This window comes from Pseudomonas fluorescens group sp. PF-1, from assembly GCF_054481335.1.
In genome coordinates this window covers 1,457,517-1,470,727 of sequence record NZ_JBTMNG010000002.1, presented here as the reverse complement: position 1 = coordinate 1,470,727, position 13,211 = coordinate 1,457,517, and the positions used below count along the sequence as shown (strand labels likewise).

At 60.9% G+C, this 13,211-nt stretch carries 12 protein-coding genes; 2 read left to right on the top strand and 10 right to left on the bottom strand.

Annotation, left to right across the window (positions count from 1 at the left end; all coding sequences use genetic code 11):
• Positions 1-60: 60 nt before the first annotated feature.
• The 8 genes from guaA to ACX3YD_RS21360 form a co-directional block, all read right to left on the bottom strand.
• Positions 61-1,638 carry a glutamine-hydrolyzing GMP synthase gene (gene guaA, locus ACX3YD_RS21395; protein WP_103405801.1) on the bottom strand — a complete coding sequence of 526 codons (1,578 nt, stop codon included), beginning with the start codon at positions 1,636-1,638 and terminating at the stop codon, positions 61-63.
• A gap of 98 nt (positions 1,639-1,736) precedes the next feature.
• Positions 1,737-3,206, bottom strand: coding sequence for an IMP dehydrogenase (gene guaB, locus ACX3YD_RS21390; protein ID WP_103405802.1), 1,470 nt, complete (start codon positions 3,204-3,206; stop codon positions 1,737-1,739).
• 162 nt (positions 3,207-3,368) lie between these two features.
• The gene (locus tag ACX3YD_RS21385) at positions 3,369-3,917 is read right to left on the bottom strand and encodes a hypothetical protein (protein WP_047538160.1); all 549 of its coding nucleotides are present in this window, start codon (positions 3,915-3,917) and stop codon (positions 3,369-3,371) included.
• A gap of 184 nt (positions 3,918-4,101) precedes the next feature.
• Positions 4,102-5,283, bottom strand: a complete 1,182-nt coding sequence (gene purT, locus ACX3YD_RS21380; protein WP_458960927.1) for a formate-dependent phosphoribosylglycinamide formyltransferase — start codon at positions 5,281-5,283, stop codon at positions 4,102-4,104.
• 100 nt (positions 5,284-5,383) lie between these two features.
• The gene (locus tag ACX3YD_RS21375) at positions 5,384-5,851 is read right to left on the bottom strand and encodes a preQ0 transporter (protein ID WP_458960926.1); all 468 of its coding nucleotides are present in this window, start codon (positions 5,849-5,851) and stop codon (positions 5,384-5,386) included.
• Between the two features lie 75 nt (positions 5,852-5,926).
• Positions 5,927-6,142 (bottom strand): DUF1289 domain-containing protein, encoded by a 216-nt coding sequence (locus tag ACX3YD_RS21370; protein ID WP_458960925.1) that lies wholly within the window; start codon positions 6,140-6,142, stop codon positions 5,927-5,929.
• Positions 6,139-6,663 carry a gamma carbonic anhydrase family protein gene (locus ACX3YD_RS21365; protein ID WP_458960924.1) on the bottom strand — a complete coding sequence of 175 codons (525 nt, stop codon included), beginning with the start codon at positions 6,661-6,663 and terminating at the stop codon, positions 6,139-6,141. Before ACX3YD_RS21365 ends, ACX3YD_RS21370 begins: the two co-directional genes overlap by 4 nt.
• Before the next feature lie 55 nt (positions 6,664-6,718).
• Positions 6,719-7,318 carry a CoA pyrophosphatase gene (locus ACX3YD_RS21360; protein ID WP_047538148.1) on the bottom strand — a complete coding sequence of 200 codons (600 nt, stop codon included), beginning with the start codon at positions 7,316-7,318 and terminating at the stop codon, positions 6,719-6,721.
• Between the two features lie 147 nt (positions 7,319-7,465).
• Between ACX3YD_RS21360 and ACX3YD_RS21355 the strand changes: the two genes are divergently transcribed.
• Together ACX3YD_RS21355 and ACX3YD_RS21350 are read left to right on the top strand one after the other, a co-directional pair.
• On the top strand, positions 7,466-8,014 hold the full coding sequence (locus ACX3YD_RS21355) for an NUDIX hydrolase (protein WP_103405805.1): 549 nt from the start codon (positions 7,466-7,468) through the stop codon (positions 8,012-8,014).
• A gap of 50 nt (positions 8,015-8,064) precedes the next feature.
• Complete coding sequence (locus ACX3YD_RS21350) at positions 8,065-8,568, top strand: L,D-transpeptidase family protein (RefSeq protein ID WP_047538142.1); 504 nt, start codon at positions 8,065-8,067, stop codon at positions 8,566-8,568.
• A gap of 132 nt (positions 8,569-8,700) precedes the next feature.
• Here the strand turns inward: ACX3YD_RS21350 and ACX3YD_RS21345 are convergent, their stop codons facing one another.
• Together ACX3YD_RS21345 and purL are read right to left on the bottom strand one after the other, a co-directional pair.
• Positions 8,701-9,012 (bottom strand): NGG1p interacting factor NIF3, encoded by a 312-nt coding sequence (locus tag ACX3YD_RS21345; protein WP_458960923.1) that lies wholly within the window; start codon positions 9,010-9,012, stop codon positions 8,701-8,703.
• Positions 9,013-9,032: 20 nt separating this feature from the next.
• Positions 9,033-12,929 carry a phosphoribosylformylglycinamidine synthase gene (purL, locus tag ACX3YD_RS21340; protein WP_458960922.1) on the bottom strand — a complete coding sequence of 1,299 codons (3,897 nt, stop codon included), beginning with the start codon at positions 12,927-12,929 and terminating at the stop codon, positions 9,033-9,035.
• Between the last annotated feature and the right edge of the window lie 282 nt (positions 12,930-13,211).

The following is a 13,211-nucleotide window of genomic DNA, read 5'->3' as shown; positions in this document are numbered from 1 at the left end:
CGATCGGGGGCTTCTTTTGTCGCTATCGTTTTGAGCCTGTGTTCACAGGCTCAATTACGATCATTCCCACTCAATGGTCGCTGGCGGCTTGCTCGACACGTCGTAGGTGACGCGGGAGATGCCTTCGATTTCATTGATGATGCGACCGCTGACGGTTTCCAGCAGTTCGTAAGGCAGGTGTGCCCAACGCGCAGTCATGAAGTCGATGGTTTCCACGGCACGCAGGGCCACGACCCAGGCGTAACGACGGCCATCGCCGACCACGCCAACCGATTTCACTGGCTGGAACACCACGAAGGCCTGGCTGACCTTGTGGTACCAGTCGGCCTTGCGCAGTTCTTCGATGAAGATGTGGTCGGCGCGACGCAGCAGGTCGGCGTATTCCTTCTTCACTTCACCGAGGATCCGCACGCCCAGGCCCGGGCCCGGGAACGGGTGACGGTAGACCATGTCGTACGGCAGGCCGAGTTCCAGGCCCAGTCGACGGACTTCGTCCTTGAACAGCTCGCGCAGGGGTTCAACCAGCTTGAGGTTCATTTCTTCCGGCAGGCCGCCCACGTTGTGGTGCGACTTGATCACGTGGGCCTTGCCGCTCTTCGCGCCAGCCGACTCGATCACGTCCGGGTAGATGGTGCCCTGGGCCAGGTACTTGATGTTGTCCAGCTTGCAGGATTCGGCATCGAACACGTCGATGAAGGTGCGGCCGATGATCTTGCGCTTCTTCTCTGGATCGCTTTCGCCAGCCAGGTTGTTAAGGAACTGGTCTTCAGCGTTGGCGCGGATCACCTTGACGCCCATGTTCTCGGCGAACATGGCCATCACTTGCTCGCCTTCGTGCAGGCGCAGCAGGCCGTTGTCGACGAACACGCAGGTCAGCTGGTCGCCAATGGCCTTGTGCAGCAATGCGGCAACCACGGACGAATCCACGCCGCCGGACAGGCCAAGCAGCACGTTGTCGGTGCCGACCTGGGCACGTACCTGGGCGATGGCGTCTTCAGCGATTTTCGACGGGGTCCACAGGGCTTCACACTCGCAGATGTCGAGGATGAAGCGCGACAGAATGCGGCCGCCTTGCTTGGTGTGGGTCACTTCCGGGTGGAACTGCACGCCGTAGTAACGACGCTCGTCGCTGAACATGCCGGCGATCGGGCAGCTCGGGGTGCTGGCCAGGATGTGGAAGTCTTCCGGCATCCTGGTGACCTTGTCACCGTGGCTCATCCACACGTCGAGGCCGAACAGGCCGTCGGCGTCGATGTGGTCTTCGATGCCGTCGAGCAGGCGGCTCTTGCCGACCACGTCTACGCGGGCATAACCGAACTCACGCAGCTCGGAACCTTCTACCTTGCCGCCCAGTTGCTCGGCCATGGTCTGCATGCCGTAGCAGATACCGAAGACCGGTACGCCCAGGTCAAAGACCGCTTGCGGGCAGCGAGGGCTGTTGGCTTCGTGCACGGACTCGGGGCCGCCGGCGAGGATGACGCCTTTCGGAGCGAATTCGCGAATCGCTTCCTCGTCCATGTCGAACGGATGCAGTTCGCAGTACACACCGATTTCGCGAACGCGACGGGCGATCAGCTGGGTGTATTGGGAACCGAAGTCGAGGATCAGGATGCGGTGAGCGTGAATATCGAGGGCCATGATTCAGTCTCGTCTAAGTCATTCAGAAACAGTCGTGATTCAGAAACAACTCGGGGCTGAATAAAACAGCCCCGGTCGTTAACTTTTTGCTAGAAGGCTCAACCTACGCGGTAGTTTGGCGCTTCTTTGGTGATCTGCACGTCGTGAACGTGGGATTCGGCCATGCCAGCGCCGGTGATCCGCACGAACTCAGGCTTGGTGCGCATTTCTTCGATGTTGGCGCTACCGGTGTAGCCCATGGAAGAACGCAGGCCGCCCATCAGTTGATGGATGATGGCGCTCAGGGTGCCCTTGTACGGAACTCGACCTTCGATGCCTTCCGGAACCAGCTTCTCGGCGCCTGCCGAGGAGTCCTGGAAATAACGGTCGGAGGAACCTTGAGCCTGGGACATGGCGCCCAGCGAACCCATGCCGCGGTAAGCCTTGTACGAACGACCCTGGAACAGTTCGATCTCGCCCGGCGCTTCTTCGGTACCGGCGAACATCGAACCCATCATCACGCAGGAGGCACCGGCAACGATGGCCTTGGACAGGTCACCGGAGAAACGGATGCCGCCGTCGGCGATCAACGGAACGCCAGTGCCTTCAAGGGCAGCGGCGACGTTGGCGATGGCACTGATTTGCGGGACGCCGACACCGGCGACGATACGGGTGGTGCAGATCGAGCCAGGGCCGATACCGACCTTGACCGCGTCAGCGCCGGCTTCGGCCAGGGCCTTGGCGGCAGCGCCGGTGGCGATGTTGCCGCCGATGACCTGCACTTCAGGGAAGTTCTGCTTGACCCAGCGAACGCGGTCGATCACACCTTTGGAGTGACCGTGGGCAGTGTCGACCACCACCACGTCAACACCGGCGCTGACCAGGGCCGCGACGCGATCACCGGTGTCTTTACCGGTGCCGACGGCGGCGCCAACGCGCAGACGACCTTGATCGTCCTTGCTGGCCAACGGGTAAGCCTTGGCTTTTTCGATGTCGTTGACGGTCATCATGCCTTTGAGGGCGAACTTGTCGTCGACGATCAGCACGCGCTCGATGCGGTGCTTGTGCAGCAGTTCGCGGACGTCGTTCTTGTTGGCGCCTTCCTTGACCGTGACCAGACGCTCTTTAGGCGTCATCACTTCACGGACGCGGGCGTCCAGACGGTTTTCGAAACGCACGTCACGGGAGGTGACGATGCCGACCAGGTCGCCATCGTGCAGCACTGGAACACCGGAGATGTTGTGCATGCGGGTCAATTCGAACAGTTCACGCACCGTGGCGTCAGCCTCGATGGTGATCGGGTCCTTGACCACGCCGGCCTCGTAACGCTTGACCTTGCGGACTTCGGCAGCTTGCTGCTCGATGGTCATGTTCTTGTGGATGATGCCGATACCACCTTCCTGAGCCATGGCAATTGCCAGACGGGCTTCAGTGACGGTGTCCATGGCAGCGGAAACCAGTGGGATATTCAGCTCGATGCCACGGGTAAGGCGGGTCTTGAGACTGACTTCGTTAGGAAGCACCTCGGAATAACCAGGCACTAGGAGAATGTCGTCGAATGTCAGAGCTTCTTGGCTGATACGCAGCATCGCGGGGGCTCCCGAGCGGGAAAATGGAAGCGCGCCATTATAGTCAGACACCCCCTCGGGTTCAATGTAAAACTCTGTCTATTATCGAAGCAGTGATCAACGGGACTTTTAACACCGTAAATCTATGTAGGAGCGAGCCGGCTCGCTCCTACCGTTATTTATTCAAAGTTCGACTTTGACCCAACTGACAGGCTGGTCGAGCCAGTCGGCAAACTCGTCCAGAAAGCTCTGCTTGAACCCGGCCTCGGCCCAGTTGTTGAAGATGAAGCCCAGGTTGGAAAAACCGCATTCCTGCAGGAACAGAAAACCGTTGATATCGTCTTCATGCCCGCATTCGGGGCAAGTGAAGTTATCGGTACGCCCCGGCATCCAGTCTTCCAGACTTTCGAACAAGGCCTCACCCACCTCCTTGCGACACTCGGCACAACCCGCCTCGCCAAGAAAACCCTTGGCCGGTGTGTAAATGCAGCGCTTGGTCACGATCTCCAGACCGTTGATCTGCTCGCCAAACGGCAGGGCTTCGGGGTGCAAGACCACGTCGCGGGCGCCCTCGGCGATGGCGTGGGCCATGCGGTTGCCGGTGCGACCGCAGGTGGTCAGTTCTTCCTTGATGATGTTCTTGCGCACCAGCCAACGCACAATCGCCCGAGCCCGGGGCTCGTGTACCGGCAGGGTGGAGATTTTCGGGACGATGATGCTTTGGGAATTCATGGGTACAGGCCTGGAGCATTGATGAATGACCTGTAGGAGCGAGCCGGCTCGCGATGGACTCAAGAACGCCGCGGGGAACCTGATTCCCCGCGTTATCGTTAACGACCATCGCGAGCAGGCTCGCTCCTACAGGTAAAGCATTGGCGCGATGCCCATAGAAGGTATAGGCCCGCCAGCGAGGTTTTTACAGTTCCACAACCACCGCCTGCGACGCACGGGTCGCCTTGGCGCGAGCGGCTTCGATCGACTCATCGCGAGCCAGTGCCACACCCATGCGGCGCTGGCCGTTGACTTCAGGCTTGCCGAACAGACGCAGCGCGGTATCCGGCTCGCTCAACGCAGCGCCCAGGTTGGCGAACGCGGTCTGGGTCGAGTGCCCTTCCACCAGAATCACCGCCGAAGCCGAAGGCCCGAACTGACGGATCAATGGAATCGGCAGACCCAGAATCGCCCGGGCGTGCAGGGCGAACTGCGACAGGTCCTGGGAAATCAGCGTGACCAGACCGGTGTCGTGCGGGCGTGGCGACACTTCGCTGAACCACACCTGATCGCCCTTGATGAACAGCTCCACACCAAACAGTCCACGGCCACCCAGGGCTTCGGTCACGGCTTTGGCCACGCGCTCCGATTCTGCCAGGGCAATCGGACTCATGGCTTGTGGCTGCCAGGATTCCTGATAGTCGCCCTTCTCCTGACGATGGCCGACCGGCGCACAGAACGTGGTGCCGCCAACATGACGCACGGTCAGCAGGGTGATTTCGTAGTCGAAATCGATAAAGCCTTCGATGATCACGCGGCCTTTACCGGCGCGGCCGCCTTCCTGGGCGTAATCCCAGGCTTTCTTCACGTCATCGACGCTGCGCAGCAGGCTCTGGCCCTTGCCCGACGAGCTCATGACCGGTTTCACAACGCACGGAAAACCGAGGTCTTCGACCGCTTTGCTGTAGTCCTCGAAGGTGTCGGCGAAGTGGTAAGGCGAGGTCGGCAGGTCCAGTTCTTCGGCTGCCAGGCGACGGATGCCTTCACGGTTCATGGTCAACTGCGCGGCGCGCGCGGTCGGAATCACGGTGAAGCCTTCGGACTCCAGCTCAACCAGGGTCGCGGTGGCGATGGCTTCGATTTCCGGCACGATGAAGTGTGGCTTCTCGGCTTCGATCACCGCACGCAGGGCGGCGCCATCGAGCATGTTGATCACGTGGCTGCGATGGGCAACCTGCATGGCCGGTGCGTTGGCATAACGATCCACGGCAATCACTTCAACGCCCAGGCGTTGCAGCTCGATCACCACTTCCTTGCCCAGCTCGCCACAACCACACATCAATACGCGGGTTGCAGTCGGCGACAATGGAGTTCCGATACGGGTCATCTGAAGGTCCTCAAAGGAGCGGATCATCAAGGATACGGCGCAATACGCGCGATCCATGGGGAGAAAGCGCGGCATTTTACATGAACCGCAGGGTTTGGCTTCAGCTGACGACGGCCTGTTTGCGCAAGCGCCAGGCCATGATCAGCCACACGGCGGTGACACCGGCGAACTTCGAGCCCAGGGCGGTGAGGATCACACCCGGGGTCAGCGCACCGATCATGCCGAAGAAAATGAAGGTATCGAGGGGAATGCTCAGGGCCGAACTTATCCACAGGCGATCATGCAGTGGACGCTTGGTGACGCTGAACACCAGCCAGTCAATGCACTCGGAAACCGCGAACGCCGTGGTGCTGGCCAGGGCAATGGACGGATCGGAGGTGATATAGGACAGCACCAGCGCCGCCAGCATGGCTGCGATGGCACCATGACCGAAGCGGGTTTGCACCATGTCGCGCAATACGAACACCAGACCACCCCAGGCCGACCAGATGATGTCCAGTTGCGGCGCGGTAGAAAAGGCGTAGTTGATCAGCACGACGCTGCTGATGTAGGCGATGAGGAAGAGCATGGTGCGTGGGACTACCTGTCAATTTTGTGCGCAGGATACTGTAGGAGCGAGCCTGCTCCTACAAGGGAGGCCGCCTCATTTCCCGGGTTTTGTACCGATCATCCACACCAATCCGCTGGCCTTGGCCCGCTCATGACACAAGCCCAGCACCGTGCGGCGTTCGTCGTTGGTCATGCGGCTCCAGCGGGTAATCTCTTCGACCGAGCGCTGGCAGCCCGTGCAGACGTCATCGTCGTCCAGCGCACAAATATTCACGCAGGGCGATGGCACAGGGCGTTCGGTGGTCGTCATTCTTCCTGCTCAACCAGATCGCGGGCGTAACGCTGGGCGTTATGCACGTAGTGAGCGGCGCTGGCTTCAAGCATCTTCTTCTGCGGTTCGGTCAGTTCGCGCACCACTTTGCCGGGCGAGCCCATCACCAGCGAACCGTCCGGAATTTCCTTGCCTTCGCCAATCAGCGAGTTGGCGCCGATGATGCAGTTCTTGCCGATTTTCGCACCGTTGAGAATGACCGCGTTGATACCGATCAGGCTGTAATCGCCGACGGTGCAGCCGTGCAGCATGGCATTGTGGCCAATGGTCACGCCGGTGCCGATGGTCAACGGGTAGCCCATGTCGGTGTGCATCACGGTACCGTCCTGGACGTTGCTGTTCTTGCCGACCAGGATCAGCTCGTTGTCGCCCCGCAGCACAGCGTTGAACCAGACGTTGGCGCCCTCTTCCAGTTTGACCTTGCCCACCAGCACGGCATTGGGCGCGACCCAGCTCTGTGGGTGGGTCTCGACACGGGCGTCGCCCAGGCGGTATTTCATTGTGTTGTCCTCAAGGCTCACGCAGCGACGTGTTCAGGCCATTCGAGTGATGGCATCAGGTATTGATAAAGCTTTTCGGCGGTTGGTGCAGGCTGATTTTGGCGTCATAGAGCAGGTTGATCAACTCGACGATCATGATCGCCGTCAGCCCCCAGATCTTGTATTCGCCATAGCGATAACTCGGCACGTACCAGCTGCGGCCCTGATAATCGATGCGGTGGGTGTGTTCGCGCGGGTCCTTGCGGAAGAACTCCAGGGGAACGCTGAACACCGCGGCAATCTCGGCATCGTTGGCCTGGTACTCGACGAAATCGGGAATCACCCCGACATAAGGGGTGACCTTGATGCCGTGCAGGGAAATCAGCGGGCTGAGCGGGCCGATCACTTCGACCAACCCTGGCGGCAAACCAATCTCTTCTTCGGCTTCGCGCAGGGCGGTGAAAATCAGGTCGGGGTCTTCGGGGTCGCGTCGGCCGCCGGGAAAGGCCACCTCGCCGCCGTGGGTCGAGAGTCCGCTGGCACGCAAGGTCAGCAGCAGTTCCGGCTCGTCACTGCGAGTGATGGGCATCAGTACGGCGGCCTCGGGGAAACGTCGGTCGGTCTCCAACGTGCGCGGTGTGTGGTTGCTTACCCGATGCAGTAGCTCGTCCAGCATGAGTGTTCTCGATCTGTGCCTTACCCTGCATCATGCACCAATCGCCTCGGTCGCCCAAGCCCCCGCAGAGCGGCGTGTCGCGAAACGACAACTTGCCGACAGACACCGCCGCACGCCAAGATAGGCGCAGCATTCAGGAACTCAAGCATGAAATTTTGCAGTCAGTGCGGCAACCCGGTGACCCAGCGCATTCCCGAAGGTGATTCGCGCCTTCGCTTCGTTTGCGACAGCTGTCAGACCATTCATTACCAGAACCCCAATATCGTCGCCGGTTGCGTGGCGACCTGGGGCAACAAGGTATTGCTGTGCCGACGCGCCATCGAGCCACGCCTGGGCTATTGGACCCTGCCCGCCGGTTTCATGGAAAACGGCGAGACCATCGAGCAGGCGGCGATTCGCGAAACCGCCGAGGAAGCCTGCGCCCGGGTGCGCAACCTGAGCATCTATACCCTGATCGACGTGCCGCACATCAGCCAGGTGCATGTATTTTTCCGCGCCGAACTGGCGGACCTGAACTTCGCCGCCGGCCCTGAAAGCCTGGAAGTGCAATTATTCGACGAAGTCGACATTCCTTGGGATGAGCTGGCTTTCCGCACGGTGGGCCGTACCTTAGAATGCTTCTTCGCTGACCGGCGGGCCGAGGTCTACCCCGTGCGGTCCGAATCGATCCCGCCGCTCGCTCAGCCTGCCAACTAAAAAAACATCTATAAATGAATAGTCGCGACACCTTTTGGGGAATCGTTTCAATGCGCTGGTTGCTTGCCCTGTTTTGCTTGTCTTTCATCACGGTATCCCAGGCGTCTGCCGTGGAAACGCTGAACGGCAAGGTCATCGAGAAAGTCCTGGTTCTCAAGTCCGCTCATCAATTGCAATTGATCAATGACGGCAAGCCGATCAAGACCTATCGCATTTCCCTGGGCAAAAACCCCAGGGGGCCGAAACTGATGGAGGGCGACAAACGCACGCCGGAGGGTTTCTACTGGATCGACTGGCGCAAGACCAGCAACAACTTCAATCTGGCGATGCACATCTCTTACCCGAACATCACTGACTCTGCCCGCGCGCGCCGCGAAGGTGTCGCGCCAGGCGGCATGATCATGATCCACGGCACCCCGGATACCGAAGACACCCCGGAAGACCTGTTCCACACCCTGGACTGGACCGACGGCTGCGTGGCCATGCGCAACAGGGACATGCGTGAAGTCTGGAACCTGGTGCCGGATGGCACGATGATCGAGATTCGTCCGTAACCCTGCTCCCTCGGCACAAAAGCCTGCCTGGGTCGATACTGCGCTGACCTGCAGGATCGCAAGTGAATACAGGCAACAAAAAACCCGCTGAAATCGCTTTCAGCGGGTTTTTCATTTCAGCAGCCTGGAAGATCAGAAATCCTCCAGCCGCCACACCTCATACGCCGGTGTCTCGTAGGGATGGCTGCCTTTCAACGCAGCCACCACCGAACGGATCAACTCATCGGCCACGACCAGCTCAACCTTCCATTCCTCGATCTGTTCGACCTGCCCTGCTTCACCCAGGAACGGCTGACTGCCCTCCAGTGGACGAAACTGGCCTTGGCCCAACACCTGCCATGCGCAGTGATCGTAAGCGCCGATCCGTCCGCCACCGGCGGCGAATACGGCACTTTTGACCACTTCGACATGGCTGTCGGGAACAAAAAAGCTGAGCTTGTACACGGCCCTTAGTCCACCCGCTCTTAGTTCACCCACACGCGCGCATTACGGAACATGCGCATCCAAGGGGCGTCTTCGTTCCAGTCATCCGAGCGCCACGAGTTCTGCACGGCGCGGAACACGCGCTCCGGGTGCGGCATCATGATGGTCACGCGACCGTCGCGGCTGGTCAGACCGGTGATCCCGCGCGGCGAGCCGTTCGGGTTGGCCGGATAGTTTTCGGTGACCTTGCCGTGGTTGTCGACGAAACGCATGGCTACGCAACCGGATAGATCGGCTTCCAGCAACGCTTCTTCGCTGGCGAACTCGGCATGGCCTTCGCCGTGAGCAATGGCGATCGGCATCCGCGAACCGGCCATGCCTTGCAGGAAGATCGAGTTCGACTCCTGGATCTGCACCATTGCCACACGGGCTTCGAACTGCTCGGAACGGTTACGCACGAAGTGCGGCCAGAACTCGCTGCCCGGAATCAGCTCGTGCAGGTTGGACATCATCTGGCACCCGTTGCACACGCCGAGGGTGAAGCTGTCGTTACGCTCGAAGAAGCCCTGGAAGGCATCGCGGGCACGGCTGTTGAACAGGGCCGACTTGGCCCAGCCTTCACCGGCACCCAGTACGTCGCCGTACGAGAAGCCGCCGCAAGCGACCAGGCCCTTGAACTCGTTCAGGTCGACACGGCCGGCCAGAATGTCGCTCATGTGCACGTCGATCGCGCTGAAACCGGCACGGTCGAACGCCGCCGCCATCTCCACCTGACCGTTGACGCCCTGCTCACGCAGCACGGCAACCTGTGGGCGAATGCCTTTCTTGATGTAAGGCGCGGCGACGTCCTGGTTGACATCGAAGCTGAGCTTGACGCTCAGGCCCGGGTTGTCTTCTTCCAGGATCACGTCGAACTCTTGCTCGGCGCAGTCGGCGTTATCACGCAGGCGCTGGATCTGGTAGCTGGTCTCGGCCCACTGGCGTTGCAGCAGGCGGCGTTGACCTTCGAACACGGTGTCGCCATTGAAGACGATGTCGATCTGGCCGTTGTTGATCGGCTGCCCGATCACCGCCACGCATTCAGCCAAACCAGCCGCACTGAACTGTGCGAGTACGCTTGGCGTCGCGTCCTGACGCACCTGGATCACTGCGCCCAGTTCTTCGTTGAACAGGATGCCGTTGATCTCGGAGGCATCCTCGGCAACGCTGTCGAGCACCAGGTTCAGGCCGCAGTGACCGGCAAAAGCCATCTCGACCACGCTGGTCAGCAGACCACCGTCGGAACGGTCGTGGTAAGCCAGCAGGTGACCGTCGGCGTTGAGGCCCTGGATCACCGCGAAGAAAGCTTTGAGGTCTTCGGCGTCATCGACGTCCGGGGCCTGCTTGCCCAGCTTGCCGTGGGTCTGGGCGAGGATCGAGGCGCCCATGCGGTTCTGGCCGCGGCCCAGGTCGATCAGGATCAGATCGGTGGTGCCCTTGTCCATGCGCAGTTGCGGGGTCAGGGTCTGACGGATGTCAGTCACTGGCGCGAAACCGGTCACGATCAGGGACATCGGCGAAGTGACAGCCTTGTCCACGCCTTCATCGTTCCAGCGCGTGGCCATGGACATCGAGTCCTTGCCCACCGGAATGGTGATGCCCAGCTCAGGGCACAGCTCCATACCGACCGCTTTCACGGTGTCGTACAGTCGCGCGTCTTCGCCCGGGTGACCGGCAGCCGACATCCAGTTCGCCGACAGCTTGATGTCGGAGATCTTGGCGATGCGCGAGGCCGCGATGTTGGTCAGGGTTTCGCCGATGGCCATGCGGCCCGACGCCGGAGCGTCCAGCAGCGCCAGCGGAGTGCGCTCGCCCATGGCCATGGCTTCACCGGTGTAGACGTCGAAGCTGGTGGCGGTGACGGCGACGTCGGCCACCGGAACCTGCCACGGGCCGACCATCTGGTCACGGGCCACGAGGCCGGTGATGGTGCGGTCGCCGATGGTGATCAGGAAGCTTTTGCTGGCCACGGCCGGGTGATGCAGTACGCGCTCGACGCACTCGCCGATATCGAGGGTCGACGGATCGAAATCGTCGCCCAGCTCGTTTTCACGCACCACCGAACGGTGCATGCGCGGGGCCTTGCCCAGCAGCACTTCGAGAGGCATGTCCACCGGGCTGTTGCCGAAGTGGCTGTCGGTGACCGTCAACTGCGGTTCAGCAGTAGCTTCGCCGACCACGGCGAACGGGCAACGCTCGCGTTCGCAGATCGCCTTGAAGCGCTCGAAGTCAGCCGGGCCAACCGCCAGAACATAACGCTCCTGGGATTCGTTGGACCAGATTTCGTGCGGGGCCATGCCCGGCTCGTCGTTTGGAATGTTGCGCAGTTCGAAACGGCCACCACGATCGCCGTCGTTGACCAGTTCCGGGAAGGCGTTGGACAGACCGCCCGCACCCACGTCGTGGATGAAGCTGATCGGGTTCTTGTCGCCCAGTTGCCAGCAACGGTCGATGACTTCCTGGCAGCGACGCTCCATCTCAGGGTTTTCACGCTGTACGGAAGCGAAGTCCAGGTCCGCCGAACTGGTGCCGGTGGCCATGGAGGAAGCCGCGCCGCCGCCCAGACCGATCAGCATCGCCGGGCCGCCGAGCACGATCAGCTTGGAGCCAACGAGGATTTCGCCTTTCTTGACGTGTTCTTCACGGATGTTGCCCATGCCACCGGCCAGCATGATCGGCTTGTGGTAACCGCGAACCTCATCACCGTGAGGGGTGGAGATGGATTGTTCGAAGGTACGGAAGTAACCGGTCAGTGCCGGACGGCCGAATTCGTTATTGAACGCCGCGCCGCCCAGTGGGCCTTCGATCATGATGTCCAGCGCGGTCACGATGCGCTCAGGCTTGCCGTATGGCACTTCCCATGGCTGTTCGAAGCCCGGGATCTGCAGGTTCGATACGGTGAAGCCGGTCAGGCCAGCCTTCGGCTTGGCACCGCGACCGGTTGCACCCTCATCACGGATCTCGCCACCGGAACCGGTGGACGCGCCCGGGAACGGAGCAATTGCGGTCGGGTGGTTGTGGGTCTCGACTTTCATCAGGATGTGCACCGGCTCCTGCACCGCGCCGTACTGGCGGGTTTCAGGGTCCGGGAAGAAACGACCGGCCACGGAGCCGACGATCACCGATGCGTTGTCCTTATAAGCCGACAGAACGCCTTCGCTGTGCATCACGTAGGTGTTCTTGATCATGCCGAACAGGCTTTTTTCCTGGCTCTCGCCGTCGATGTCCCAACTGGCGTTGAAGATCTTGTGACGGCAATGCTCGGAGTTGGCCTGGGCGAACATCATCAGTTCGATGTCGTGCGGGTTGCGCTTCAAGCCGACGAAGGCGTTGACCAGGTAGTCGATTTCGTCTTCCGCCAGGGCCAGGCCCAGCTCGGTGTTGGCTTTTTCCAGTGCCGCGCGGCCACCACCCAACACGTCGATCGCGGTCAGGGGCTTGGGTTCGGCGTGACTGAACAGGCCGGCAGCCTGTTCGAGGTTGCCCAGGACGATCTGGGTCATGCGGTCGTGCAGCACATCGGCAATCAGCTGGGCGTCTGCATCGCTGAACTGGCCGGCAACGTAGAACGCAATGCCACGCTCCAGGCGCTGGATCTTGGTCAGCCCGCAATTGCGAGCGATGTCGCTGGCCTTGCTCGACCATGGCGAAATGGTGCCAAACCGCGGCAACACCAGAAACAGACGACCGGTCGGCTCCTGGACCGGAACGCTTGGACCGTATTTCAGAAGGCGCGCAAGCACCTGCTGTTCGTCGCCGGTCAGGACGCCGGTAACTTCGGCGAAGTGAGCGAATTCAGCATACAGGCCACTGACAGCCGGGACCTTCTGGCTCAGTTGCTCAAGGAGTTTGCTGTGGCGAAAGGCAGAAAGGGCAGGAGCGCCGCGCAGGATCAACATCTTCGGGACAGCCTCGGGAAGGGGTGTGCTTTGAGGCCGTGCATTCTAGCCTAAACAGCCCGCGACATCACCCGAAACGCTACGCGCGGTTGCACCCGGGCGTCGGAGCGGGTGTCCGAGCGGAAAACCGGCGCCGATCGGGGCGCTCGGCGCGAGTTATTTTGACGGGTGAAAAATCGGGTTGTAGCCCATTCCTGCGGGCTCCAAGTGGGTTTTTCGCCTTCTAGCAGACAAGCCCTTTGCTGTCGAGATATGGCGCTCGTGGTCCTTTGCGTATACTGC

What these genes read in the sequence shown, in the direction of transcription:
- guaA (WP_103405801.1), bottom strand. Translation starts at nt 1,638, where the DNA reads ATGGCCCTCGATATTCACGCTCACCGCATCCTGATCCTCGACTTCGGT.
- guaB (WP_103405802.1), bottom strand. Translation starts at nt 3,206, where the DNA reads ATGCTGCGTATCAGCCAAGAAGCTCTGACATTCGACGACATTCTCCTA.
- ACX3YD_RS21385 (WP_047538160.1), bottom strand. Translation starts at nt 3,917, where the DNA reads ATGAATTCCCAAAGCATCATCGTCCCGAAAATCTCCACCCTGCCGGTA.
- purT (WP_458960927.1), bottom strand. Translation starts at nt 5,283, where the DNA reads ATGACCCGTATCGGAACTCCATTGTCGCCGACTGCAACCCGCGTATTG.
- ACX3YD_RS21375 (WP_458960926.1), bottom strand. Translation starts at nt 5,851, where the DNA reads ATGCTCTTCCTCATCGCCTACATCAGCAGCGTCGTGCTGATCAACTAC.
- ACX3YD_RS21370 (WP_458960925.1), bottom strand. Translation starts at nt 6,142, where the DNA reads ATGACGACCACCGAACGCCCTGTGCCATCGCCCTGCGTGAATATTTGT.
- ACX3YD_RS21365 (WP_458960924.1), bottom strand. Translation starts at nt 6,663, where the DNA reads ATGAAATACCGCCTGGGCGACGCCCGTGTCGAGACCCACCCACAGAGC.
- ACX3YD_RS21360 (WP_047538148.1), bottom strand. Translation starts at nt 7,318, where the DNA reads ATGCTGGACGAGCTACTGCATCGGGTAAGCAACCACACACCGCGCACG.
- ACX3YD_RS21355 (WP_103405805.1), top strand. Translation starts at nt 7,466, where the DNA reads ATGAAATTTTGCAGTCAGTGCGGCAACCCGGTGACCCAGCGCATTCCC.
- ACX3YD_RS21350 (WP_047538142.1), top strand. Translation starts at nt 8,065, where the DNA reads ATGCGCTGGTTGCTTGCCCTGTTTTGCTTGTCTTTCATCACGGTATCC.
- purL (WP_458960922.1), bottom strand. Translation starts at nt 12,929, where the DNA reads ATGTTGATCCTGCGCGGCGCTCCTGCCCTTTCTGCCTTTCGCCACAGC.